At 67.5% G+C, this 22,536-nt stretch carries 21 protein-coding genes and 3 pseudogenes; 20 read left to right on the forward strand and 4 right to left on the reverse strand.

Annotated features, from left to right (window positions below; genetic code table 11):
• The first annotated feature begins 7 nt into the window (after nucleotides 1-7).
• Together BN4346_RS36145 and BN4346_RS36150 are read left to right on the forward strand one after the other, a co-directional pair.
• Entirely contained in the window at nucleotides 8-793 is a 786-nt protein-coding gene (locus BN4346_RS36145) for an aldolase (RefSeq protein ID WP_067972769.1), read from the forward strand.
• Between the two features lie 30 nt (nucleotides 794-823).
• Nucleotides 824-1,696, forward strand: a complete 873-nt coding sequence (locus BN4346_RS36150) for a dihydrodipicolinate synthase family protein (RefSeq protein ID WP_067972772.1) — start codon at nucleotides 824-826, stop codon at nucleotides 1,694-1,696.
• On the opposite strand, the gene ypfJ is transcribed toward BN4346_RS36150, so the two are convergent.
• On the reverse strand, nucleotides 1,693-2,568 hold the full coding sequence (gene ypfJ / locus BN4346_RS36155; protein ID WP_067972776.1) for a KPN_02809 family neutral zinc metallopeptidase: 876 nt from the start codon (nucleotides 2,566-2,568) through the stop codon (nucleotides 1,693-1,695). The genes BN4346_RS36150 and ypfJ overlap by 4 nt on opposite strands.
• Before the next feature lie 497 nt (nucleotides 2,569-3,065).
• Between ypfJ and BN4346_RS36160 the strand changes: the two genes are divergently transcribed.
• The 4 genes from BN4346_RS36160 to BN4346_RS36175 all read left to right on the forward strand — a co-directional run bounded on the left by BN4346_RS36160 (nucleotide 3,066) and on the right by BN4346_RS36175 (nucleotide 5,284).
• Complete coding sequence (locus tag BN4346_RS36160) at nucleotides 3,066-3,365, forward strand: PE family protein (RefSeq protein ID WP_067972779.1); 300 nt, start codon at nucleotides 3,066-3,068, stop codon at nucleotides 3,363-3,365.
• Nucleotides 3,366-3,379: 14 nt separating this feature from the next.
• Nucleotides 3,380-4,606, forward strand: a complete 1,227-nt coding sequence (locus tag BN4346_RS36165) for a PPE family protein (RefSeq protein WP_067972782.1) — start codon at nucleotides 3,380-3,382, stop codon at nucleotides 4,604-4,606.
• 82 nt (nucleotides 4,607-4,688) lie between these two features.
• Nucleotides 4,689-4,985, forward strand: a complete 297-nt coding sequence (locus BN4346_RS36170) for a WXG100 family type VII secretion target (RefSeq protein ID WP_047317297.1) — start codon at nucleotides 4,689-4,691, stop codon at nucleotides 4,983-4,985.
• A gap of 14 nt (nucleotides 4,986-4,999) precedes the next feature.
• Nucleotides 5,000-5,284, forward strand: coding sequence for a WXG100 family type VII secretion target (locus tag BN4346_RS36175; protein WP_067972786.1), 285 nt, complete (start codon nucleotides 5,000-5,002; stop codon nucleotides 5,282-5,284).
• 104 nt (nucleotides 5,285-5,388) lie between these two features.
• Here the strand turns inward: BN4346_RS36175 and BN4346_RS36180 are convergent, their stop codons facing one another.
• Complete coding sequence (locus tag BN4346_RS36180; protein ID WP_067972789.1) at nucleotides 5,389-6,492, reverse strand: hypothetical protein; 1,104 nt, start codon at nucleotides 6,490-6,492, stop codon at nucleotides 5,389-5,391.
• 108 nt (nucleotides 6,493-6,600) lie between these two features.
• On the opposite strand from BN4346_RS36180, the gene aspS reads away from it, so the two are divergent.
• Both aspS and BN4346_RS36190 read left to right on the forward strand, forming a co-directional pair.
• On the forward strand, nucleotides 6,601-8,370 hold the full coding sequence (aspS, locus tag BN4346_RS36185; protein WP_067972792.1) for an aspartate--tRNA ligase: 1,770 nt from the start codon (nucleotides 6,601-6,603) through the stop codon (nucleotides 8,368-8,370).
• 45 nt (nucleotides 8,371-8,415) lie between these two features.
• Nucleotides 8,416-8,823 (forward strand): PaaI family thioesterase, encoded by a 408-nt coding sequence (locus BN4346_RS36190; protein WP_067972795.1) that lies wholly within the window; start codon nucleotides 8,416-8,418, stop codon nucleotides 8,821-8,823.
• 6 nt (nucleotides 8,824-8,829) lie between these two features.
• Here BN4346_RS36190 and BN4346_RS49740 read toward each other — a convergent pair whose 3' ends face one another.
• Nucleotides 8,830-9,258 carry a transglycosylase family protein gene (locus BN4346_RS49740; RefSeq protein WP_208863240.1) on the reverse strand — a complete coding sequence of 143 codons (429 nt, stop codon included), beginning with the start codon at nucleotides 9,256-9,258 and terminating at the stop codon, nucleotides 8,830-8,832.
• Nucleotides 9,259-9,622: 364 nt separating this feature from the next.
• Between BN4346_RS49740 and BN4346_RS36200 the strand changes: the two genes are divergently transcribed.
• The 3 genes from BN4346_RS36200 (at nucleotide 9,623) to BN4346_RS36210 (ending at nucleotide 13,090) form a co-directional block, all read left to right on the forward strand.
• Entirely contained in the window at nucleotides 9,623-10,465 is an 843-nt protein-coding gene (locus BN4346_RS36200; protein WP_067972798.1) for a DUF3097 domain-containing protein, read from the forward strand.
• Between the two features lie 50 nt (nucleotides 10,466-10,515).
• On the forward strand, nucleotides 10,516-11,625 hold the full coding sequence (locus BN4346_RS36205; RefSeq protein ID WP_067972801.1) for an NDMA-dependent alcohol dehydrogenase: 1,110 nt from the start codon (nucleotides 10,516-10,518) through the stop codon (nucleotides 11,623-11,625).
• Nucleotides 11,626-11,764: 139 nt separating this feature from the next.
• Complete coding sequence (locus BN4346_RS36210) at nucleotides 11,765-13,090, forward strand: replication-associated recombination protein A (protein ID WP_067972804.1); 1,326 nt, start codon at nucleotides 11,765-11,767, stop codon at nucleotides 13,088-13,090.
• Between the two features lies 1 nt (nucleotide 13,091).
• Here the strand turns inward: BN4346_RS36210 and BN4346_RS36215 are convergent, their stop codons facing one another.
• A complete protein-coding gene (locus BN4346_RS36215) occupies nucleotides 13,092-14,150 on the reverse strand; it encodes a histidine phosphatase family protein (protein ID WP_067972807.1) in 1,059 nt (352 codons plus the stop codon).
• A 299-nt stretch (nucleotides 14,151-14,449) separates the two neighbouring features.
• Here BN4346_RS36215 and BN4346_RS47705 point away from each other — a divergent pair.
• The 9 genes and pseudogenes from BN4346_RS47705 to BN4346_RS36260 form a co-directional block, all read left to right on the forward strand.
• Nucleotides 14,450-14,605: pseudogene (locus BN4346_RS47705) on the forward strand (secondary thiamine-phosphate synthase enzyme YjbQ); the annotation flags it as partial.
• A 90-nt stretch (nucleotides 14,606-14,695) separates the two neighbouring features.
• A pseudogene (gene alaS, locus BN4346_RS36225) lies at nucleotides 14,696-17,359 on the forward strand (alanine--tRNA ligase); the annotation flags it as partial.
• A 7-nt stretch (nucleotides 17,360-17,366) separates the two neighbouring features.
• Nucleotides 17,367-17,552: pseudogene (gene ruvX, locus BN4346_RS36230) on the forward strand (Holliday junction resolvase RuvX); the annotation flags it as partial.
• Nucleotides 17,545-18,798, forward strand: coding sequence for an endolytic transglycosylase MltG (locus BN4346_RS36235; RefSeq protein WP_067972867.1), 1,254 nt, complete (start codon nucleotides 17,545-17,547; stop codon nucleotides 18,796-18,798). The pseudogene ruvX and the gene BN4346_RS36235, both read left to right, overlap by 8 nt.
• On the forward strand, nucleotides 18,776-19,603 hold the full coding sequence (locus BN4346_RS36240) for a shikimate dehydrogenase (RefSeq protein WP_067972808.1): 828 nt from the start codon (nucleotides 18,776-18,778) through the stop codon (nucleotides 19,601-19,603). The genes BN4346_RS36235 and BN4346_RS36240 overlap by 23 nt, the downstream gene beginning before the upstream one ends.
• Before the next feature lie 10 nt (nucleotides 19,604-19,613).
• Nucleotides 19,614-20,051 carry a prepilin peptidase gene (locus BN4346_RS36245; protein ID WP_067972811.1) on the forward strand — a complete coding sequence of 146 codons (438 nt, stop codon included), beginning with the start codon at nucleotides 19,614-19,616 and terminating at the stop codon, nucleotides 20,049-20,051.
• A gap of 184 nt (nucleotides 20,052-20,235) precedes the next feature.
• The gene (locus BN4346_RS36250; protein ID WP_067972870.1) at nucleotides 20,236-20,619 is read left to right on the forward strand and encodes a hypothetical protein; all 384 of its coding nucleotides are present in this window, start codon (nucleotides 20,236-20,238) and stop codon (nucleotides 20,617-20,619) included.
• Nucleotides 20,620-20,734: 115 nt separating this feature from the next.
• Nucleotides 20,735-21,961 carry a chorismate synthase gene (aroC, locus tag BN4346_RS36255; RefSeq protein ID WP_078058644.1) on the forward strand — a complete coding sequence of 409 codons (1,227 nt, stop codon included), beginning with the start codon at nucleotides 20,735-20,737 and terminating at the stop codon, nucleotides 21,959-21,961.
• 3 nt (nucleotides 21,962-21,964) lie between these two features.
• The coding region (locus BN4346_RS36260) for a shikimate kinase (protein WP_067972817.1) at nucleotides 21,965-22,536 on the forward strand (572 nt) is incomplete at its 3' end.

The following is a 22,536-nucleotide window of genomic DNA, read 5'->3' on the forward strand; positions in this document are numbered from 1 at the left end:
AGCTGCCATGGGCGCCACGTTCGACGATTCCAAATCCGACCTGATGCAACGCGCGGAGCACCGCTTGGCGGAGAACTTCACCGGAAGCCAGTGGTCCACGCGCCAGAAATTGGCGTTGACCTGCCGGGCGTTGTTCGACCGCGGTCATGACTCCGGCCTGGCCGGACAGATCACCGCCCGCGCCGAAGCGCCGGGCACCTACTACACCCAGCGGCTCGGTCTCGGGTTCGACGAGATCACCGACGCCAATCTGCTGCTGGTCGACAAAGACCTCAACGTGATCGAGGGCGAGGGGATGGCCAACCCCGCCAACCGATTCCACAGCTGGATCTACCGGGCCCGCCCCGATGTCCAGTGCATCGTGCACACCCACCCGTTTCACGTCGCCGCACTGTCCATGCTGGAGACCCCGCTGATCGTCTCGCACATGGACACCACACCGCTCTACGACGACTGCGCCTTCCTGCCGCTGTGGCCGGGGGTTCCGGTCGGAAACGAGGAGGGCGAGATCATCTCCGCGGCTCTCGGCGACAAGAAGGCGATCCTGCTAGCGCATCACGGCCAGATCGTGGCCGGTGCCAGCGTGGAGGAGGCCTGCTCGCTGGCGGTGCTGATCGAGCGTGCCGCCGCGCTGCAGCTGGCTGCGATGGCCGCCGGGACCATCAAGGAACTCCCGGAGAAGCTGGCCCGAGAAGCCCACGACTGGACCTTGCTGCCCAACCGCAGCCAGGCCAACTTCGCCTACTACGCCCGCCGCGCGCTGGCCGGCCACCCCACTGTGATCAATCAGTAGCGGGATCACCCGATCAGCAAGGAGTCCCTCGTGGCAGCACAGTTATCTGGCGTCATCGGCTACCCTGTGACGCCGTTCCGTGACGGCGGAATCGACACCGCGGTCCTGACCACCGTCATTGACCGGCTCGTCGAGGCCGGCGTGCACGCCATCGCCCCGCTGGGCAGCACCGGTGAACTCGCCTACCTCGACGAAGACGAATTCGACACCTGCGTCGACGCCTCGATCGCCGCGGTCGCCGGGCGCCTGCCGGTGCTGGTCGGGGTCTCGGATCTGACCACAGCCACCACGGTGCGCCGCGCTCGCTATGCCGCGCAGGCCGGCGCGGATGCGGTGATGGTCTCGCCGGTGTCGTACTGGAAACTGTCTGAACGCGAGATCACGGCGCACTATGGGGCCATCTCCGATGCCATCGACATTGACATCGTGGCCTACAACAATCCGGCGACGTCCGGGATCGACATGAGCCCGGAGTTGCTGGTGGCCATGTTCGAGCGCATCGAGCACGTGACCATGGTCAAGGAGTCCACCGGCGATCTGAGCCGGATGCGGCGGATCGCCACGCTGTCCGACGGGCGCCTGCCGTTCTTCAACGGCAGCAATCCGCTGGTGCTCGACGCGCTACGCGCCGGCGCGGCCGGCTGGTGCACCGCGGCCCCCAACCTGCGTGCGCAGCCCTGCCTGGATCTCTACACCGCGGTCACCGCCGGTGAACTGGACAAGGCCCAGGCGTGCTATGACGACCTCAAGCCGCTGCTGGAGTTCATCGTGGCCGGCGGGCTACCCACCACGGTCAAGGCCGGCCTGGAGATGCTCGGGGTGCCGGCCGGGGAACCGCGTCGGCCGCTGTTACCGCTCGACGAGGCCGGACGCGCGCAGCTGCGTGCGCTGGTTACGGGCTAGCCCAGATTCGAGGCGGCGAAGGTGTCGCACTGGTTGGGGTCGCCGGTCTGATAGCCGACGGTGAACCAGTGCTGACGCTGCGCTGACGCACCGTGGGTCCACGATTCCGGGTTGACCCGGCCAGTCGCGGCCTCCTGGATGCGGTCATCACCCACCGACGACGCCGCCGACAATGCATCGCGGATGTCGGCATCGGTGAGTGGCTTCAGGAACGGCACCCCGGTGCCCTCCTGCTTGGTCACCGACGCGTAGTGCGCCCACACGCCGGCGTAGCAGTCGGCCTGCAACTCGGTGCGGACCCCGGCCCCGGTCGCACCCTGCGCGCCGGTTTGGGCCCGGCCGAGCACGCCCAGCAGGTTCTGCACGTGGTGGCCGAACTCGTGGGCGACCACGTACTCCTGTGCCAGCGGCCCGCTGCTGGAGCCGAACCGGTCGACGAGCACCTTGAAGAAGTCGGTGTCGAAGTAGGCGGTCTGGTCTGCGGGGCAGTAGAACGGTCCGACCGCGCTGCTGGCCACCCCACAGGCCGTGGACGTCTGTCCGCTGAACAGCTGCACGCGCGGACGCGTATAGCCGCGCAGCAAGTCCGACCACACCGCGTCCACCGAGTTGGCCGTGGCGACCACCCGGCACTGCACGTACTTATTGGCGTCCTGGCCGGTGCGGCACTTGTCGAGATCGAACCCCGGCGCCGTGTACTGGCCCTGGTCCACCGGCTGCTGGCTGAGCACATCGCCGGGATCGGCTCCCAGCAGCAGCGCCACCACCAGGATCACCAGCCCGGCAACGCCGCCTCCGATCGCGATCCCACGGCCGCCGCCGCCAGAGGAGGTGGTGCTGGTATCGATCTGCATACCCTCGTTGAAGGTCATCGCACGCTCCGTGGAGTTGTCCGTAGTTTGATAGTGGCCCGCCGACCGATTGGGGCACCTTAGCTTCGCATATCGGCACCGGCCTCCAAGCCCGGTTTAGTGCGGTTGAACGCGTCGAATCCCACGTCTTGGCTAAGTGAAGACAGCTTTGTCTGACCAGATCCCAAAGCTTTACTGAATGTTTGTCCCGGCGCTGTACCACGAGTTCGCGTCGGTGTTACGTTCTGCATCCGGCCGCAATGGGATGCCTCCAGCGACGGCCGCTGCAGCTACCTGCCCCCAGAGTCAAGAGAGGCCGTCGGCTCGGTGAACGTTTCAACTCGTGCTTCCAGCGCCCCGTGGTGCGCCGGCCACAAGTTGTCGTTCGCCCCGACCGCCCCAGCTTTATCAGACCGTTATTACAACTGTCCGCTAGAGTGACCTACGTCAAGTATTGACGCAGACTTCGTATACCCAACACTTCCCCGAGACGCTTGCACGACCCCCCAGGAGGAACAATGTCGTTCGTAACCGCTCAGCCAGAGATTCTGACAGCGGCCGCCGGAAGCCTTTCCGGAATCGGCGACTCGATGACCGCGGGGGTCACCGCCGCTGCTGCTCCCACCACGGGTGTAGCCGCGCCCGCCGCCGACCTGGTGTCGGCGCTGACTGCTGCCCAGTTCTCGGCCCACGGGTCCCTGTTCCAGGAAGTCAGTGCGCAGGCCGCGGCGGTGCACCAGCAGATCGTGGCCACCTTGGGGAGCAACGCGAGCGCCTACGCTTACACCGAGGCTGTCAACGCCGCGACTGCTGGCTGAACCGGGGCGCATAGATGAGTTTCAGTATCTTTCCGCCCGAGATCAACTCCGGGCTTATCTATACCGGCCCCGGTTCCGGTCCACTTCTGGAAGCCGCGGCAGCCTGGACTCAGCTGTCGAGCGAGTTGATGACGTCGGCGACAGCGACGCACTCGGTGATCGCGAACCTGGACTCGACCTGGACGGGGGCCGGCTCGGCTGCCGCCACGGCCTCGACCGCGCCGTATGTGGCCTGGCTGGAGCAGGCCTCGGCCACCGCCGCCAACAACGCTGCGCTGGCCACCCAGGCGGCCGCCCTGTTCGAGGCGGCGCGGGCCGCATCGGTGCCGCCCCCGGTGATCGCGGCCAACCGCGCGATGCTGCTAGCACTGGTCTCCACCAACTTCTTCGGACAGAACTCCACGGCGATCGCTGCGACCGAGGCCCAGTACGAAACGATGTGGGCGACCGACGGCGCCGCCATGGACACCTACAGCGGGTCTGCGGAGGCCAACAACAACGCGTTGCAGCAGGTGTCGAACCCGCCGCAGACCGCAAACGCCGCGCAGACCCCCACACCGGGATCGGCCGACGCCACCGGCGGGGGCCCGTTACCCGGCACCGGTGTCACCCCCAACCCCGGCTACAACTTCACCACGGTCGGCGGGTATCTCACCTCTCTTGGGTTGGACACGAGCGTGTTACCAGCCAGTATGGACACCTTGCTCGCCACTCCGATGTCCCAGCTGAGCGCAGCGCTCTCGCCGGTGACCGGGGCTTCCTCCGTCGGCATGATGGGGGTGCGTTTCCTGATGATGCTGCCGCAGCTCGCCCGGATGGGCGCGATGGGCGGGACGGCGGGAGCGCTGGCCGGGCAGACCGCCGGCGCGAGCGGCGCCGGCACGCTGATGACCCAGATCGGCGACTTCGTCAACGACAAGCTGCAAGGTGCGGTCGGCGTGCTGGCCGGCCACTTCAGCTCGGCCACCAACGCGATCTCCGCCAAGCTCGGCCAAGCCGCTTCGATGGGCGCGCTGAAGGTGCCGGGAGCTTGGGCGTCGGCCGCCGACGGTATGGTCCGCGCCGCCCCGGTACTGCCTGCCACCACGGTCAGCGCCCCGATCCAGACCATGTCGGCGGCCTCCGGGCTGCCCGGTGGTCCGTTCGGCCACGCCATGATGGGCGCGATGGCCGGACGTGGAATGGGCGCGGTGGCCGCCAAGGCCCCCAAAGTTATGCCCCGTTCGCCGGCCGGCGGGTAGCGGAAGGGGCCTGAACACACACGTGTCCGCCGGGCCGGCGCCCGGCTACCACAACGAATTGAAGAGCACGAGGGAGAAAATCATGGCAACACGTTTTATGACTGATCCGGACGCGATGCGTTCGATGGCGGGCCGTTTTGATGTGCATGCGCAGACGGTGGAGGACGAGGCTCGTCGGATGTGGGCGTCGTCGACGAACATTTCCGGTGCGGGTTGGGGTGGTCTGGCGGAGCGGACCTCGATGGACACCATGGGTCAGATGCAGACCGCGTTTCGCAACATTGTGAACATGTTGCATGGGGTGCGGGATGGTCTGATTCGCGACGCTAACCACTACGAGCAGCAGGAAGCTGCTTCCCAGCAGATCCTGTCGAGCTAGGAGGAGATTCGCAGATGTCGATTAATTACCAGTTCGGTGATGTGGATGCGCACGGTGCGTTGATTCGTGCTCAGGCTGCTTCGTTGGAGGCTGAGCACCAGGCGATCGTGCACGATGTGTTGGCTGCCGGTGATTTCTGGGGTGGTGCGGGTTCGGTGGCGTGCCAGGAGTTTGTGTCGCAGTTGGGTCGCAACTTCGCGGTGATCTACGAGCAGGCCAACAGTCACGGTCAGAAGGTGCAGTCGGCCGGCAACAACATGGCCAACACCGACGCGTCCGTCGGCTCCAGCTGGGCCTGACCCAAGCCAATCTCGATCAAGAGACCGGCGCAGCCCGCAGGCTGCGCCGGTCTCTTGCGTTCCGGGGGAGAGGATGCCGCCCCAGCTTGTCCAGCGTGCTGTGGTCAGCCTGTGATGGCTGCCGACGAGCATGCACCTAGCACCGTGGTGGACAGGAACGTCGCGGCATTGGCCAGATAGTTGTCGGTCGGGTCATAGGTCGGCAGTGCCAACACAAACGCCCGCCGGTACTGGGCGGACAGCTCCGCGAAGTCCTGCAGGGTGGGGTTGTTGCTGCGGCGGCCCAGCTGCTGCATCTTGTTGGCCAGGCTGATCATGATCGGGCCAACTGCCAGGTTCACTGCCTTCTGCTGCGGGTTCCAATACGTCCCAGGGATGCTGGGATCGATGCCGTGCCATTCGGCGGCATCGACACCGAACTTGTCCAGCGTGGCCTTCCAATCCGCGCACACCGGATTAGACCCGGTCAGATAGCGCTGCGGGTTGGCCGGGTTGCCGGGTGAGGCGGTCTTGGTGGGGGCGGACTGCGCCTCGATCATCGGCGCGCGGGTCGCTGCCGATCCGTTGTTCGCTGCGGCACAGATCGCGGCCAGCGCCGAGGCGGCGCTGTGTGCGGTGCCGGCCAGCGGAGCGTCCCGCTCGGTGTAGGTGGGAATGTGCTCGACGAAGGTCCGGGCGTAAGCGATGAACTGCTCGTAGAGTTCGCGCATCACCCGGTGCGGGGTCAGCTTCACCAAACCGACGGTCTGGGCGGCAGCATTGCGCACCACCTGGCCGGCGGCCAGGTACTGCTTCTTCTGCTCGTCATTCCACGCCGAAGCCGGAATCGACTGGTCGCGCTCATTCCACTTGCCCTGTCCCAGCATCGACAGCGTGCTGGACAGGTTGCTGCTGATCGATATCCATGCGGTACAGCTGGGGTCATTGATGATGATTGAGACTGGGTCGGTGTCGTCGGCGCTGGCGATACCCGAGGCCGCCGCGCTGCGGCTGGAGGCCGAGCCGGCCAGCGAACTTTTGCCGGGGTCGCCGCCTAGCAGCACTACCGCGACCAACACCAGCGCGACCACGGCCAGCACGACTACCGCGGCCAATCCCCATTTGAGGCTCTTGTTCTGTTTCGGGGCAGCGACTTCGTCGTAGTCCTCGTCCTCGTCTTCGTCCTCGTCGTCATAGTCAAAGTCGAGATCGTCGGTGCCGTTAGTCACAGTGAGCCAGCTTAAAGCACCGACCGGCGCGGAGCAGTGTCACGAGAGGGCTCTAGACTTGGCGACCGTCAAACCGTTACCGAACCATCTGTCACCAAGGGGGTATTTGTGCTGCGCAGCCACGACGCCGGCTCACTACGGGCCATCGACGCCGGGCGCAGCGTCACGCTTGCCGGTTGGGTGGCGCGCCGACGTGATCACGGCGGGGTCATCTTCATTGACCTGCGTGACGCTTCCGGGGTGGCGCAGGTGGTGTTCCGTGACGCCACTGTCCTGGAGCAGGCGCACCGTCTGCGGGCCGAGTTCTGCGTGGCAGTCACCGGTGTCATCGAGGTTCGCCCGGAGGGCAATGAGAATCCCGATCTGCCCACCGGGGCCATCGAGATCAACGCTACGAGGCTGACGGTTCTCAACGAATCTGCGGCTTTGCCGTTTCAGCTCGACGAATCCGCCGGCGAGGAAGCTCGGCTCAAGCACCGCTACCTGGACCTGCGTCGCGAAGACGGGCCCGGCGCCGCGCTGCGACTTCGTTCGCAGGCCAACGCCGCAGCCCGTTCGGTGCTGGCCGAGCAAAAATTCGTCGAGATCGAAACGCCCACGCTGACCCGCTCGACCCCGGAGGGCGCCCGCGACTTCCTGGTTCCGGCACGGCTGCAGCCCGGTTCGTTCTACGCGCTGCCGCAGAGCCCGCAGCTGTTCAAGCAGCTGCTGATGGTGGCCGGCATGGAGCGCTATTACCAGATCGCCCGTTGCTACCGCGACGAGGACTTCCGCGCCGACCGCCAGCCGGAGTTCACCCAGCTGGACCTGGAGATGAGCTTCGTCGACGCCGAGGACGTGATCGGCATCGCCGAACAGGTGCTCAAGGCGCTGTGGGCCCTGATCGGCTACGACCTGCCGCTGCCGCTGCCCCGGATGACCTACGCCGACGCGATGCGCCGGTTCGGTTCGGACAAGCCCGACCTGCGATTCGGTCTGGAACTGGTCGAGTGCACGGAGTTTTTCTCCGACACCACCTTCCGGGTCTTCCAGGCTCCCTACGTGGGCGCGGTCGTCATGCCCGGCGGGGCGTCTCAGCCGCGCCGCACGCTGGACGGCTGGCAGGAATGGGCCAAGCAGCGCGGAGCCAAGGGCCTGGCGTACGTGCTGGTCGGCGAGGACGGGGAGCTGTCCGGACCGGTGGCCAAGAACCTGACCGACGCCGAGCGTGCCGGGCTGGCCGGGCATGTCGGTGCCGCGCCGGGGGACTGCATCTTCTTTGTGGCCGGGCCGGCCAAGGGATCCCGGGCGCTGTTGGGGGCGGCTCGTGGTGAGATCGCCCGGCGCCTGGACCTGATCGACCCGAACGCCTGGGCGTTCACCTGGGTGGTTGACCCGCCGCTGTTCGAGCCCGCCGACGACGCCACCGCCGCTGGCGACGTGGCCGTCGGCTCGGGGGCCTGGACCGCGGTGCACCACGCCTTCACCTCGCCCAAGCCGGAGCACGCCGGCAGCCTGGAGACCGACCCGGGCTCGGTGCTCGCGGACGCCTATGACGTGGTGTGCAACGGCAACGAGATCGGCGGCGGCTCGATCCGTATCCACCGCCGCGATGTCCAGCAGCAGGTCTTCAAGGTCATGGGGATCGACGAGGCATCGGCGAACGAGAAGTTCGGATTCCTGCTGGACGCATTCAGTTTCGGTGCACCGCCGCACGGCGGGCTGGCGTTCGGCTGGGACCGGGTGGTGGCGTTGCTGGCCGGCGTCGACTCCATCCGCGAGGTCATCGCGTTCCCGAAGTCCGGCGGCGGCATCGATCCGCTGACCGACGCCCCGGCACCGATCACCGCGGCGCAGCGCAAAGAAGCCGGTATCGACGCGGTGCCCCAGCAGCGCTGAAGTAGGCGCTAGACAGCTGCAAGGTGATCGGCAAGGCTGACGGGCATGGATTCGGCTGAGTTCGCCCGACTGGTGATCGCCAACATGCCGTTCGCGGCGGCGTTGCAGATTGAGATCGCTGAACTGTCACCGCAAGAGGTGCGCGCGACCATGGTATGGGCGCCGGAGCGCTGCACCACCGGCGGCATGCTGCACGGGGGAGCGTTGATGGCGTTCGCCGACACCGTCGGCGCGGTGTGCGCGGTGGCTAACCTGCCCCAGGGCGCCAGCACGTCGACCATCGAGTCGAAGACCAATTTCTTCCGCGCAGTGCGGGAAGGCAGCGTGACGGCGACCAGTGTGCCGCTGCACGTCGGACGCACCACCATCGTCGTGCAGACCGACCTGACCGACGAGCGTGACAAGCTGGTCGCGCGGGTCACCCAAACCCAGGCGGTGCTGTCGCCGAAGTAGCGGGACTCACCAGAACGGTTTGAGCAGCTGGCGCATCGCCGGCGGCACCCAGCCTTTCACCGACGACGGGAATACCCGACCTGGGCCGCATTTCGGCCAGGCATACGGGCCCTGCTCGTCGAGGACCCGCGTGGCGACGGCGATCTGTTCCTCCCGAGATGCCTGCGCCGGTGACCCCACTCCGCCGAATGCACGCCAGGTCGATGGTTTGAACTGCAGACCGCCGTAAAAACCATTGCCGGTGTCGGCGGCCCAGTTGCCGCCGGATTCGCATTGGGCGACCGCGTCCCAGCCCAGTGCCATGTTGTCCGCGTGCGCCACCCCCGCCGAAGACAGCAGCGTGCCCACAATCCCCCCGGTGATCAGCCCGGACGTCGCCCACGTGAGCTGGCGCCGTCCGAACTGCACGACACGCCGTGTCGTGTTCCGGTACATATCACAACCTCCGTGATAGGTGTCTATCAGTGAGGTTTTAGAGCATAACGCGATAAATGATGAAATTGCACATTTTGGTCAGCTAAAGATGCAAATGGGTTTGTTGTTATTGGTTGAGGCAAAAGTAAACTAAAGGTGTTTGAGTTAACTAAGTTGTGATTGTTACGTATGTTGCGAGAGATCTCTTATAAATTAAGAGAATTTTGAGTGACTAATGTTACTGAAGTGACAATTGGGACTAGAGTGGCGTCTGAGTAGTTGTTCACACTCGGGCCCCGCCGCGACGGCCGGGCCGAAAAAAAATCTCCAGAATCGCGCGCCTGGTTCCCCGGCGGCATGACCGGGCGCGCCTAGGCTGCCTCGGGTGGCCGACCGCTATGGAACCGACATTCTCGCCGACAACCCGCACGCCGCCCGCAGGGTCCGCTCGGTGGAGGTGCCGGTGGAACGCGGCATGGTGGTCGAAGACGCCGAAAGCGGCTACGTCGGGGCCGTCGTGCGGGTCGCCTACGGTCGGATGGACCTCGAAGACCGGCACGGCGGCACTCGCGGATTCCCCGTCGGCCCCGGCTACCTGATCGACGGCAAACCGGTGATCTTGACCGAGCCCCGCCCGACCGCACCCACGGCGCCCGACCGGACGGCATCGGGTTCGGTGGCGGTCCGCGGCGCACGCGCCAAGGTCGCGCTGGCCAGTCGGATCTACGTGGAGGGCCGCCACGACGCCGAACTCGTCGAGCAGGTCTGGGGTGAAGACCTGCGCATCGAAGGTGTGGTGGTGGAATACCTCGGCGGCATCGATGACCTGGCCGGCATCGTCGCCGAATTCCAGCCCGGTCCGGGCCGCCGACTTGGGGTGCTGGTCGACCACCTGGTCGACGGCTCCAAGGAGACCCGCATCGCCGAGGCGGTCCGCCGCGGCCCAGGCGGTGCGCACACCCTGATCGTCGGGCACCCCTATGTCGACATCTGGCAGGCGGTGAAGCCGGGGCGGCTCGGACTGCAGGCGTGGCCCACGATTCCGCGCAACGTGGAGTGGAAGCACGGGATCTGCGCCGCGCTGGGCTGGCCGCACGCGGCTCAAGCCGATATCGCCGCCGCCTGGCAGCGCATCCGGGGCCGGGTGCGGGACTGGACCGACCTGGAACCGGAGCTGATCGGCCGGGTCGAGGAGTTGATCGACTTCGTAACCCAACCCGCCGGCTGATTCGGCTGAATCGGGCCACCGGGGCCGCCTGAGCCGGTTGGATGGCAGGCATGAAAACAATTGCCGCCGTGGCACATGCGCCTAACCAGCCCTTCGAGATCATGGAGCTCGATCTCGACGGTCCCGGCCCGGGTGAGGTGCTGATCAAATTCACCGCCGCCGGGCTGTGCCATTCGGATCTGCACGTAGCCGACGGCGACTGGCCGAACCGGTTCCCGATCGTCGGCGGGCACGAGGGCTCCGGGATCATCGAGGACGTCGGCCCCGGGGTCACCAAGGTCAAGCCCGGCGATCACGTGGTGTGCTGCTTCATCCCCAGCTGCGGCAGCTGCCGGTACTGCTCGACCGGCCGGCAGAACCTGTGCGACATGGGCGCCACCATCCTGGAGGGCTGCATGCCCGACGGCACGTTCCGATTCCACTCCGGTGGAACCGATTACGGCGGCTTCTGCATGCTCGGCACCTTCGCGGAACGGGCCACGGTCTCGCAGCACTCGGTGGTCAAGGTCGACGACTGGCTGCCGTTGGAGACCGCGGTGCTGGCCGGCTGCGGGGTGCCCACCGGCTGGGCGACGGCCAACTACGACGGCGGGGTGCGCGCCGGGGACACCGTGGTGGTCTACGGCATCGGCGGGGTCGGGATCAACGCCGTGCAAGGGGCCGCGCACGCCGGCGCCAAGTACGTGGTGGCCGTCGACCCGGTGGAGTTCAAACGCGAGACCGCCCTGAAACTCGGTGCCACCCACGCGTTCGCCACCGCCGAGGAGGCGATGGAGAAGGTCGCCGAGCTCACCTGGGGGCAGATGGCCGACCAGGCGCTGATCACCGTCGGCGACCTGGGGTTGGCCGTCACGACCGCGGCGATCAACACGGTCGGCAAGGGCGGCACCGTGGTCGTCGCGGCGATGGCCCGCTTGGAGGACCTCGACGTGCAGGTGTCGGGCACCATGTTGGCGCTGTTCGGCAAGACCATCAAGGGCACGCTGTTCGGTGGGGCGAACCCGCAGTACGACATCGTGCGCCTCCTGCGCCTCTACGACGCCGGCCAGCTCAAACTCGACGAGCTGGTCACCCGGCGCTACACCCTGGAGCAGGTCAATGAGGGCTATCAGGATCTGCGCGACGGCAAGAACATCCGCGGGGTGATCGTGCACCGCTGAGGCAGCGCCCCCATTGCGCCCAGCGTGTAACCAGCCCGAAAAATCACCGCTCAACTCGTCCTGAGTACACGTTCGGCGCGAGGTCTGCCGGAAAGGGGACTGCGGCGCCGACGCTGCGACACTGGCTTAGCCTGGAGGCGTGTCCGACGGACTGTTCGACCTGACCGGCGCACCGGCGTCCCAGCCTGAGCCGGGCGCTGCCACCTCCACACCGCTGGCGGTGCGGATGCGGCCGGCCTCCCTCGACGAGGTGGTCGGCCAGGATCACCTGCTGGGCCAGGGCTCCCCGCTGCGCCGGCTGGTCGACGGCTCCGGGGCGGCCTCGGTCATCCTCTACGGACCGCCCGGCACCGGAAAGACCACCCTGGCCTCGCTGATCTCCGGGGCGACCGGCCGACGATTCGAGGCACTCTCGGCGCTGAGTGCCGGGGTCAAAGAGGTGCGCGCGGTGATCGACACCGCCCGCCGCGCGGCCGCCTACGGCGAGCAGACCGTGTTGTTCATCGATGAGGTGCACCGGTTCTCCAAGACCCAGCAGGACGCGCTGCTGGCCGCGGTGGAGAACCGGGTGGTGCTGCTGGTGGCCGCCACCACCGAGAACCCGTCGTTCTCGGTGGTCGCCCCGCTGCTGAGCCGGTCGCTGATCCTGCAGCTGCGGCCGCTGGGGCCAGACGACATCGCCACGGTGGTGCGCCGCGCCATCGACGACGAACGCGGCCTGGGTGGACGTATCGAGGTGGCGCCCGATGCCGTCGACCTGCTGGTTCGGCTGGCCGCCGGCGACGCCCGCCGGGCCTTGACCGCACTGGAAGTGGCGGCTGAGGCGGGCCAGCGGGTGACCGTCGAGACCGTCGAAGGATCCCTGGATCAGGCGGCGGTGCGCTACGACCGCGACGGCGATCAGCACTATGACGTCATCAGCGCGTTCATCAAGTCGGTGCGGGGCTCGGACGTCGACGCCGCGTTGCACTACCTGGCCCGCATGCTGGTCGCGGGGGAGGACCCGCGGTTCATCGCGCGCCGGCTGATGATCCTGGCCAGTGAGGACATCGGGATGGGCGATCCGACCGCGCTGCAGACGGCGGTGGCCGCGGCACAGACCGTCGCGCTGATCGGCATGCCCGAGGCGCAACTGACCCTGGCGCACGCCACCGTGCACCTGGCAACCGCCCCGAAGTCCAACGCGGTGACCACCGCGCTGGGCGCGGCCATGGCCGACATCCGGGCCGGCAAGGCCGGGGCGGTTCCGGCGCACCTGCGCGACGGGCACTATGCGGGAGCGCAGTCCCTGGGCAATGCGGTCGGTTACCGGTACGCCCACGATCATCCGGATGGTGTTGTGCCGCAACAATATCCACCCGACGATCTGGTGGGTGTGGACTACTATCAGCCCACCGGCCGGGGTGCTGAGCGCGAGATCGGCGGGCGGCTGGCGCGGCTGCGGGCGATCATCCGCCGTCGCTAGATCACCAGGTGCCGGCGGCGAGGTCGGCGAACAGGTTGCTCACCGTGTCGGGCACCGCATCCAGCGCCGCGGAGATGCTGGTCACCCCGTCCTGGAATGCCGTGGTGAGCGCCGCCGAATCACCGGACGCCAGGGCATCCAGGACGTGATCGAATGCCACCTGCGGAGGCAGCACCAAGTCGCGCCAGATCAGGAAGAGGTCACCCAGTGCGCCGGGGTTCTCCGGGACGGCCTGGCCGGCCCAGCTGAGCAGCGTCCAGCCGTCGGTGGGGTTGCCCTCGACCTGGATCAGTCCGGCGTTGGGTACCAGCGCGGGCGTCCCGCCGTTGCTCAGCGACGCGATCACCGTGTTGACCAGCGCCATCGGGTCGGGATTCTTGACGTTGAGCATGGTCCAGATCATCATCGACGCCTCGCTGCTGTAGGCCACGTCGGTGATGTTGCCGTCGTTGCTGACCACCGGATTGGCCAGCGCCGCGTTGTACATCGCATCGACGGACGCGGTGTAGTTGTCGTTGACGACCACCCCGTTGTACTCGTTGGCGCCCGGAATCTGAAATGCGTTGACCAGGCCCAACATCCACAGCACCACGGCCACGTCGTAGTAGACGCCGCCGAGGCTGAGCACCGGCTGGTTGGCGAAGATACCGCCGTCGACCTCGACTAGCCCGTTGAGGATCTGCGGGTCCATGCCCTGCAGCGTGGCGAATTGCGCCGCGGTGTCCTGGGCGTCGGTGTCCGGTCCGGAGAACAGGCCGGCGACGTGGTGCGGCCCGCCGACCTCGGCGTAGATCTGGTTGGCGGTGTCGATCGCCTGCTGCTTGCCCAGGTCGCTGATCCCCGCCCCGGGGAATTCCGGAGAGAACGGGATTCGCGAGTTGGCCGGGGCCATGTCTTCGGCGTGCCGGACGATGTCGAGGACGATGTCCTGGGCGGTCAGCGTGATGTCCCGAGCAGTCAGCATCGGCAGGGCATGCGGTGGCGCCGCGATCGGGGTGATAAGGCCGGCGCCGAGTAGCGCGATTCCCGTGGCGGTGCAGCAAGAGCGTATCTCCGGCATTTCGAGGCCCCCCATTCATCAGCTACGGCACGGTGTCAATTAAGGAAAATGCCAGGCGAGGCTAGCAATGGGGCTTGGTGGCGACAACAGTTTTCAGCGGCAGGGGCGGATATTGCCAGCAAACGCGCAGCGTCGGCCGGCCGAGGTGAAGATGGCGCAGCACAGCCTGGCGCGGGAGGCGCTGATCAACGGGGTCTGAGTGCTCCGGCGAGCAGACGCGAAAGCCCCTTTCAGAGGCCCCAAATGGGGGTTTTCACGTCTGCTCGCCGGGGGAAACCCAACCCGTAGGCTGGGCAGTGATGAACACCGAAGTACTTGACATCGACACCGCCCGGCGTCGAACCGTCGACCTCACCGAGCTGGTGAGGTCGTTCTGCGCCGGCGCCGGTGACAGGCTGTGCAACGTCTTCGTGCCACACGCGACGGCGGGGGTGGCGATCATCGAGACCGGCGCCACCTGAGGATCCTTGCCTGCAGGGAACGCGTTCGGCGGCCCGGTACTGTAGTGCCGTCTAAACGGGCGAGACGGCGGGAAGCGATAGATAGTGCAGACACACGAGATCAGGAAACGCTTCCTCGATCACTTCGTGAAAGCGGGCCACACCGAAGTGCCGAGCGCTTCGGTGATCCTTGATGACCCCAACCTGTTGTTCATCAACGCCGGCATGGTGCAGTTCGTGCCGTTCTTCCTGGGTCAGCGGACCCCGCCGTATGCCACCGCCACCAGTGTCCAGAAGTGCATCCGTACTCCGGACATCGACGAGGTGGGCATTACCACCCGGCACAACACCTTCTTCCAGATGGCCGGCAACTTCTCGTTCGGCGACTACTTCAAGCGCGGCGCTATCGAGCTGGCCTGGACACTGCTGACCAACAGCGTCCAAGACGGCGGATATGGGTTGGACCCCGAAAAGCTTTGGGCCACCGTCTATCTCGACGACGACGAGGCCATCGCGTTGTGGCAGGAGATCGCCGGATTGCCGCTCGAGCGCATCCAGCGGCGCGGGATGGCCGACAACTACTGGTCGATGGGCATCCCCGGGCCCTGCGGCCCGTCCTCAGAGATCTACTACGACCGCGGACCCGAGTTCGGCGTCGACGGCGGCCCGGTCGCCAACGAAGACCGCTATATCGAGATCTGGAACCTCGTGTTCATGCAGAACGAGCGGGGCGAAGGAACCTCCAAGGAGGACTTCGAGATCCTCGGCCCGCTGCCACGCCAGAACATCGACACCGGGATGGGGGTCGAGCGGGTCGCTTTCCTGCTCCAAGGCGTGAACAACGTCTACGAGACCGATCTGGTTCGCCCGGTCATCGATCTGGTCGCCACCCGTGCGCCGCGTGGTTATGACACCGGCAATCATGCCGACGACGTGCGGTACCGAATCATCGCCGACCACTCCCGCACCGCGGCCATCCTGATCGGCGACGGCGTGAGCCCCGGCAACGATGGCCGCGGCTACGTGCTGCGCCGACTGCTGCGGCGGGTGATCCGATCGGCCAAGCTGTTGGGCATCGAGGGCCCGATCGTGGGCGAACTGATGGCAACCGTGCGCGACGCGATGGGTCCGTCCTATCCGGAGCTGGTGACCGACTTTGACCGGATCAACCGGATCGCGGTTGCCGAGGAGACCGCCTTCAACCGCACCCTGACATCGGGCTCCAAGCTGTTCGAGGACGCCGCGGCAGCCACCCGGTCCGCGGGGGTCACCGTGCTGTCCGGCAGCGACGCCTTCGCCCTGCACGACACTTACGGTTTCCCGATCGAGCTCACCTTGGAGATGGCCTCGGAGGCCGGCCTGCAGGTCGATGAGGCCGGGTTCCGCGCGTTGATGGCCGAGCAGCGGCAGCGCGCCAAGGCCGACGCCGCCACGCGCAAGCACGCGCACGCCGACTTGAGCGCCTACCGCGAGCTGATCGACACCGGTCCCACCGAGTTCACCGGGTTTGACGAGCTCACCACGGAGGCTCGCATCCTGGGCATTTTCGTGGACGGCAGGCGCGTGCCGGTGGTGTCGCACGAGGATGTCGTCGCCGACAACATCGAGCTGGTGCTGGACCGCACCCCGCTCTACGCCGAGGCCGGTGGGCAGATCGCCGATGCCGGCACGATATCGGGGACCACTGGCCCTTCCAAAGCCACGGTTACCGACGTGCAGAAGATCGCCCAAACCCTGTTCGTGCACCGGGTCACCGTCGAGTCCGGCGAATTCGTCGAGGGTGACACGGTCACCGCAGCGGTGGACCAGGGCTGGCGCAAGGGTGCCACCCAGGGCCACTCGGGCACTCACATGGTGCACGCCGCGCTGCGGCAAGTGTTGGGGCCGGGCGCCGTTCAGGCCGGCTCGCTGAATCGGCCCGGCTATCTGCGATTCGACTTCAACTGGCAGGGCGCGCTCAGCGATGAGCAACGCCGCCAAGTTGAGGAAGTCACCAACGAGGCGGTACAGGCCGACTTCGAGGTGCACACCTTCACCGAAGAACTGGAGAAGGCCAAAGCCATGGGCGCCATGGCGATGTTCGGCGAGAAGTACCCCGAGAAGGTGCGCGTCGTCGAGATCGGCGGGCCATTCTCGCTGGAACTGTGCGGCGGCACCCACGTGCATAACTCGGCGCAGATCGGTCCGGTCACCATCCTGGGCGAATCGTCGGTCGGCTCGGGGGTGCGGCGAGTCGAGGCCTACGTCGGGCTGGACTCCTTCCGGCATCTGGCCAAGGAGCGGGCGCTCATGGCCGGGTTGGCCTCGTCGTTGAAGGTCCCCTCGGAGGAAGTTCCGGCCCGGGTGGCAAACCTGGTCGAGCGACTCAAGGCCGCCGAGAAGGAACTGGACCGCGCCCGGCTGGCGAGTGCACGAGCGGCTGCGTCGAATGCCGCAGCCGGGGCCGAACAAATCGGTAACGTGCGCCTGGTGGCGCAGCGTATGTCGGGCGGAATCGGCGGCGGCGACCTGCGTTCGCTGGTCGGCGACATCCGCGGCAAGCTGGGCGAGGAGCCCGCAGTGGTGGCGCTGATCGCTGACGGTGCGGACAGTGTGCCTTACGTGGTGGCCGCCAACGCCGCCGCGCAAGAGCTCGGGTTGCGTGCCGACGATCTGGTCAAAGACCTGGCGGCGGCGGTATCCGGCCGTGGTGGCGGCAAAGCCGATCTGGCGCAGGGGTCCGGTAAGGATGCCGGCGGGATCGATGCCGCGCTCGCGGCGATCCGAACCGGGGCGAGCCGACGAGCGCCTGAGCACCGTCAGCGCGGCGCGGCCGCGTGCAGCGACCGGGGTGCGCTCCAAGCGTCAGCGTTCGGTGATCGACCAGGCTGCCGCCGTGACGATCCTGCAGAGCTGGCTCGACCAGCGCCGGGCCCTGGCCGCGCCGGCCCCGGCTGCGCCGACGGAGGACAACGATGTCTGACGATGGATCCGGGAAGAAGGCCAAACCGGTGGCTGTCGGGCCGCCGCGGCGCCGGATGAGCCGGACCCAGCGGGCCCGGGAGAACCGGCGACAGCGCCAGCACAACCGACACCGGCGGGTGGCCCGGAGCCTCGGTGTCGCGCTCCTCGTGCTGGTCGCGATCGCCGGGGTCTTCCTGGGGTCGAAGTATTGGCACGCCAGCGGTCCCGTCGTCGACTTCACCGGTGACGGTGGCCAGCAGGTGCTGATCGAGGTGCATGAAGGTGACTTCACCACCGCGATCGCCGAAACCATGCTGGAAGCGGGGGTGATCGCCAACGTCGGAACGTTCCTGTCCGCCGCGCAGGGCAACTCCGCCATCGCGGCGATCCAGCCCGGCTTCTACCGGTTGCGGGCGCAGATACCGGCCGCCACCGCGGTGCAGCAGCTCACCGACCCGGGGAGTCGGGTGGGCAAGCTGGTGATTCCGGAGGGCCGCCAACTCGACGACACCACGGATATGAAGACCGACCGGGTGACTCCGGGGGTGTTCACCCTGATCGCTGAGGCTAGCTGCCTGGATCTCAATGGCGATCGCACCTGTCTTAAAGCCCAGGATCTGCGTCGGGCGGCGGAGATCGAGACGCCGCAGGCACTGTCCGTACCGGACTGGGCCCTCGGGCCGGTCAGCAAGATGGGGCGCGACCACCGCCGGATCGAGGGACTGATCACGGCGGGCACCTGGAACGTCGACCCAACCGCGCCGGCACCCACCGTGCTGTCGAAGCTGATCGGCCAGAGCAGTGCAGAGCTCGATAAGTCCGGCCTGCCCGGCACCGCCGAGCAGCTGGGCATGACTGCCTACGACATGCTGGTGGTGGCGTCGCTGGTGCAACGCGAAGCTCTACCGCACGACTTCGCCAAGGTAGCCCGGGTGATCGACAACCGGCTGGGCGAGCCGCAGCGGCTGGAGTTCGACTCGACGGTCAACTATCCGCTGGACCGCCAGGAGGTGGCCACCACCGACGCCGACCGGGCCAAGGTGACGCCCTGGAACACCTACGCCTCTGATGGTCTGCCGGCCACCCCGATCTGCTCACCGGGAAGGGACGCTTTGCACGCCGCCGAGCATCCAGAACCGGGCGACTGGCTGTACTTCGTGACGATCGACAAGGACGGCACCACGCTGTTCACCCACAACTACCAGCAGCACCTGAACAACATCGAGATGGCGCTGGACAACGGTGTCCTCGACAGTTCCCGCTGAACCTGGACCGCGCCGGGCCGCGGTGCTGGGTTCGCCGATCGCCCACTCGCGCTCACCGCAGTTGCATCTGGCGGCCTACCGGGCGCTCGGTCTGGCGGGCTGGACCTATGAGCGCATTGAGTGCGGCGCCGCGGAGTTGCCGGGGTTGGTCGCCGGGTTCGGGCCGGAATGGGTCGGCGTCTCGGTCACCATGCCGGGCAAGTTCGCCGCCCTGGCTTTCGCCGACGAACGCACCCGGCGCGCCGAGCGGATCGGGTCGGCGAACACGCTGGTACGTACCGCGACCGGGTGGCTGGCCGACAACACCGATGTCGACGGGGTGAGCGGGGCGCTCGGTTCGGTGTCGGGGGCAGCGATCGTACTGGGCTCCGGCGGGACCGCCCCGGCCGCGGTGGTGGCGCTGGCTGAACTGGGCGCCGGCCACATCACGGTGGCCGCGCGCAACGCCGACAATGCTGCGCGAGTGGTGGCGTTGGCCACCGAAGTCGGTGTGCCGGCTCGCTTCTGCGCGCTCGATGACCCCGGCCTGGCCGCGGCGGCCGCCGACGCCGCGGTGCTGGTCAGCACACTTCCGGCGGACGTCGCCGCACGATATGCGCCGGTCCTGGCCGGCGTGCCTGTGCTGTTGGACGCCATCTACGACCCGTGGCCGACGCCGCTGGCAACGGCGGTGAGCGCCGCCGGTGGCACCGTGATCAGCGGCCTGCAGATGCTGCTGCATCAGGCGTTCACTCAGGTCGAGCTGTTCACCGGTAGGCCCGCGCCCCGCGCCGAGATGACTTGCGCGGTCGCCGACCTCGCCTGAACATGGCGCCATGGCGGGGTTGCAAGCGGTGGCGGCGGGTTCCGTGTTGGCATGGCTGGTGCTGCTGAGCGGCTACGACATCCGGCAGCGCCGGTTGCCGAATTGGTTGACACTGCCCGCGGCCGTGTTGGTGCCGGCGGTGGCTGCCGCGGTCGGTCGAGGACCCGCGGCGCTGGCCGGCGCGGCGGCTCTCACCGGGGTCTATCTGGTAGTTCACTTGGTGGCCCCGGCCGGATTGGGTGCCGGCGACGTCAAGCTGGCGGTCGCGCTCGGAGCGCTGACCGGTTCCTTCGGCGCCGACCTGTGGCTGCTGGCCGCGCTGGCCGCTCCGCTGCTGACTGGGCTGTGGGGGTTGTTCGTCGCGGCGGCGGGGCGCGGGCGGACGGTGCCGCACGGACCGTCGATGTGCCTGGCCAGCGCGCTCGCGGCGGGCCTGGGTATGTGTTGAACAGGCGGGTGCCCACGTCCTTCCCGGGTGTGAAGCTCAGGGAACCCAAATTAACGTCGAGTGTGACCTTGTCAGAAAACGTTTGCCGCTCAGCCCACTATTAGGTAATATCGACCGCATTGAACTGCTGCTGACCGGTGCGTAGCCAGAGGGGGTGACCGTGAAGCGAGTTGCAATTGCAGGCGTGGCAGCTGCTGCGGTTGTCGTCGGTGGGGGCATCGTGCTTGCCAGCAACATGGTATCGCCGTCCTTGCCTGACGTGCAGGTTCCGGCGATTCAGCTGTCCAGCGCAGAAGGAAACGACGCCACCGTGCAGTGGCTGGACCTGTTCGCGCAGACCTCGGCCGCCAACGCGGACTCTTTCGGCGGCTATCTGCTGGACCCGAGTTCCGCCGTCCCGCCGGGTGAATCGCCGTTAGTGCTGATCGACCCGGAGACCTCCCCGGAGGACTTCGAGCAGATCCTCGACGGGGTGGTCGGCAATGTCGGTAGCCAGCTCAACGCGGTGACCTCGCCGAGCAACGGCCCCGACGCAGTCACCTATCTGATCCTCAAAAACGGTTCCTGAACCCGGCTAACGGGTCAGCGAGCCGGATCGAATCCCGGTTGTCGCTGCGCGAAGCAGCCTGCGTATGCAACCGTAAACTCCTCCAAGCCCGGGCGGGCCTGACCGGCATGGGAAGATGGGACACGTGTTGCGTTGGATAACCGCCGGGGAATCGCACGGTCGCGCATTGGTGGCCATGGTCGAGGGCATGGTCGCCGGAGTGACCGTCACCTCGGCTGACATCGCCGATCAACTCGCCCGTCGGCGCCTCGGCTATGGCCGCGGGGCCCGGATGAAGTTCGAGGCCGACGCGGTCACGGTGCTCTCGGGGGTGCGGCACGGTATCACCCTGGGCGGCCCCATCGCCGTCGAGATCGGCAACACCGAATGGCCCAAGTGGGAGACGGTGATGTCGACCGATCCGGTCGATCCGGCCGTGCTGGACAGCGAGGGCGGCGCCCGTAATGCGCCGCTGACCCGGCCACGGCCCGGCCACGCAGACTTCGCCGGCATGCTCAAGTACGGCTTCGACGACGCCCGCCCGGTGCTCGAACGTGCCAGCGCACGAGAGACGGCCGCCCGCGTGACCGCGGGGACCATTGCGCGGGCGTTCCTGGACCAGGCCCTGGGCGTTCAGGTGATCTCCCACGTGATCTCGATCGGCGCCTCCGACCCCTACGACGGTCCGGTGCCGCAACCGGCCGACCTGGCCGCTATCGATGCCAGCCCGGTGCGTGCCTTCGACGCCGGCGCCCAGGAATCCATGATCGCCGAGATCGAGGCGGCCAAGGCCGACGGCGACACCCTCGGTGGTGTGGTCGAGGTGGTGGTGTCGGGCCTGCCTATCGGCTTGGGCTCCTTCATCAGCGGTGATGACCGGCTCGACAGCCAGTTGGCTGCCGCGATCATGGGCATCCAGGCGATCAAGGGTGTCGAGATCGGCGACGGTTTCACCACCGCCCGCCGGCGCGGCAGCGCAGCCCACGACGAGATGTACCCCGGACCCGACGGTGTGGTGCGCTCCACCAACCGGGCCGGCGGGCTCGAGGGTGGCATGACCAACGGTCTGCCGCTGCGGGTGCGTGCGGCGATGAAGCCGATCTCCACGGTGCCGCGGGCGCTGGCCACCGTCGACATGGCCACCGGCGAGGAAGCGGTCGCGATCCATCAGCGCTCCGATGTGTGTGCGGTACCGGCCGCCGGCGTGGTGGCTGAAGCCATGGTGGCGTTGGTGCTGGCCCGCGCCGCGCTGGCCAAGTTCGGCGGCGACTCGCTGGCCGAAACCCGGCGCAACATCGAGGCCTACCGACGGTCGGTGGCTGACCGCGTGCCGGCGGCCGACCAGGAACGGGCCTCGGGGTAGGCGATGGCGCCCAGAGCGGTTCTGGTGGGGTTGCCCGGGGCAGGCAAGTCCACGATAGGACGGCGCCTGGCCAAGGCCCTCGACGTTGAGATGCTCGACACCGATGCCGCCATCGAGGCCCGCACCGGCCGCACCATCGCTGACATCTTTGCCACCGATGGCGAACCGGAATTCCGCCGCATCGAAGAAGAGGTGATTCGGGAGGCGCTGGCCGGGCATGACGGAGTGTTGTCGCTCGGTGGCGGAGCCATCACCACCCCCGGGGTGCGCGAAGCGCTGGCCGGACACCCGGTGGTATTCCTGGAGATCAGCGCCGCCGAAGGCGTGCGGCGCACCAGCGGCAGCACGGTACGGCCCCTGCTCGCCGGTCCCGGTCGGGCCGAGAAGTTCCGTGAGCTGATGTCGCAGCGGGTGCCGCTCTATCGGAGGCTGGCCACGATCCGGGTCAACACCAACCGGCGTAACCCGGGTGCGGTGGTGCGCTATATCGTGTCCCGGCTGGAGGCCGGCGCACCGACCGGCCGAACCCACCCGCAACCGGCGGCACCAGTGCCTGCCGACCCGCCGGTTACCCC

The organism is Mycolicibacter icosiumassiliensis, assembly GCF_900078685.2.
Lineage (GTDB): Bacteria > Actinomycetota > Actinomycetes > Mycobacteriales > Mycobacteriaceae > Mycobacterium > Mycobacterium icosiumassiliensis.

Excerpts from the sequence above, each read along its gene's own strand:
- BN4346_RS36235 (WP_067972867.1), top strand. The coding sequence starts at position 17,545 with ATGTCTGACGATGGATCCGGGAAGAAGGCCAAACCGGTGGCTGTCGGG.
- BN4346_RS36145 (WP_067972769.1), top strand. The coding sequence starts at position 8 with ATGGGCGCCACGTTCGACGATTCCAAATCCGACCTGATGCAACGCGCG.
- BN4346_RS36205 (WP_067972801.1), top strand. The coding sequence starts at position 10,516 with ATGAAAACAATTGCCGCCGTGGCACATGCGCCTAACCAGCCCTTCGAG.
- BN4346_RS36160 (WP_067972779.1), top strand. The coding sequence starts at position 3,066 with ATGTCGTTCGTAACCGCTCAGCCAGAGATTCTGACAGCGGCCGCCGGA.
- BN4346_RS36170 (WP_047317297.1), top strand. The coding sequence starts at position 4,689 with ATGGCAACACGTTTTATGACTGATCCGGACGCGATGCGTTCGATGGCG.
- aroC (WP_078058644.1), top strand. The coding sequence starts at position 20,735 with ATGGGACACGTGTTGCGTTGGATAACCGCCGGGGAATCGCACGGTCGC.
- BN4346_RS36215 (WP_067972807.1), bottom strand. The coding sequence starts at position 14,150 with ATGCCGGAGATACGCTCTTGCTGCACCGCCACGGGAATCGCGCTACTC.
- BN4346_RS36175 (WP_067972786.1), top strand. The coding sequence starts at position 5,000 with ATGTCGATTAATTACCAGTTCGGTGATGTGGATGCGCACGGTGCGTTG.
- BN4346_RS36165 (WP_067972782.1), top strand. The coding sequence starts at position 3,380 with ATGAGTTTCAGTATCTTTCCGCCCGAGATCAACTCCGGGCTTATCTAT.
- BN4346_RS49740 (WP_208863240.1), bottom strand. The coding sequence starts at position 9,258 with ATGTACCGGAACACGACACGGCGTGTCGTGCAGTTCGGACGGCGCCAG.
- BN4346_RS36190 (WP_067972795.1), top strand. The coding sequence starts at position 8,416 with ATGGATTCGGCTGAGTTCGCCCGACTGGTGATCGCCAACATGCCGTTC.
- BN4346_RS36245 (WP_067972811.1), top strand. The coding sequence starts at position 19,614 with ATGGCGGGGTTGCAAGCGGTGGCGGCGGGTTCCGTGTTGGCATGGCTG.
- ypfJ (WP_067972776.1), bottom strand. The coding sequence starts at position 2,568 with ATGACCTTCAACGAGGGTATGCAGATCGATACCAGCACCACCTCCTCT.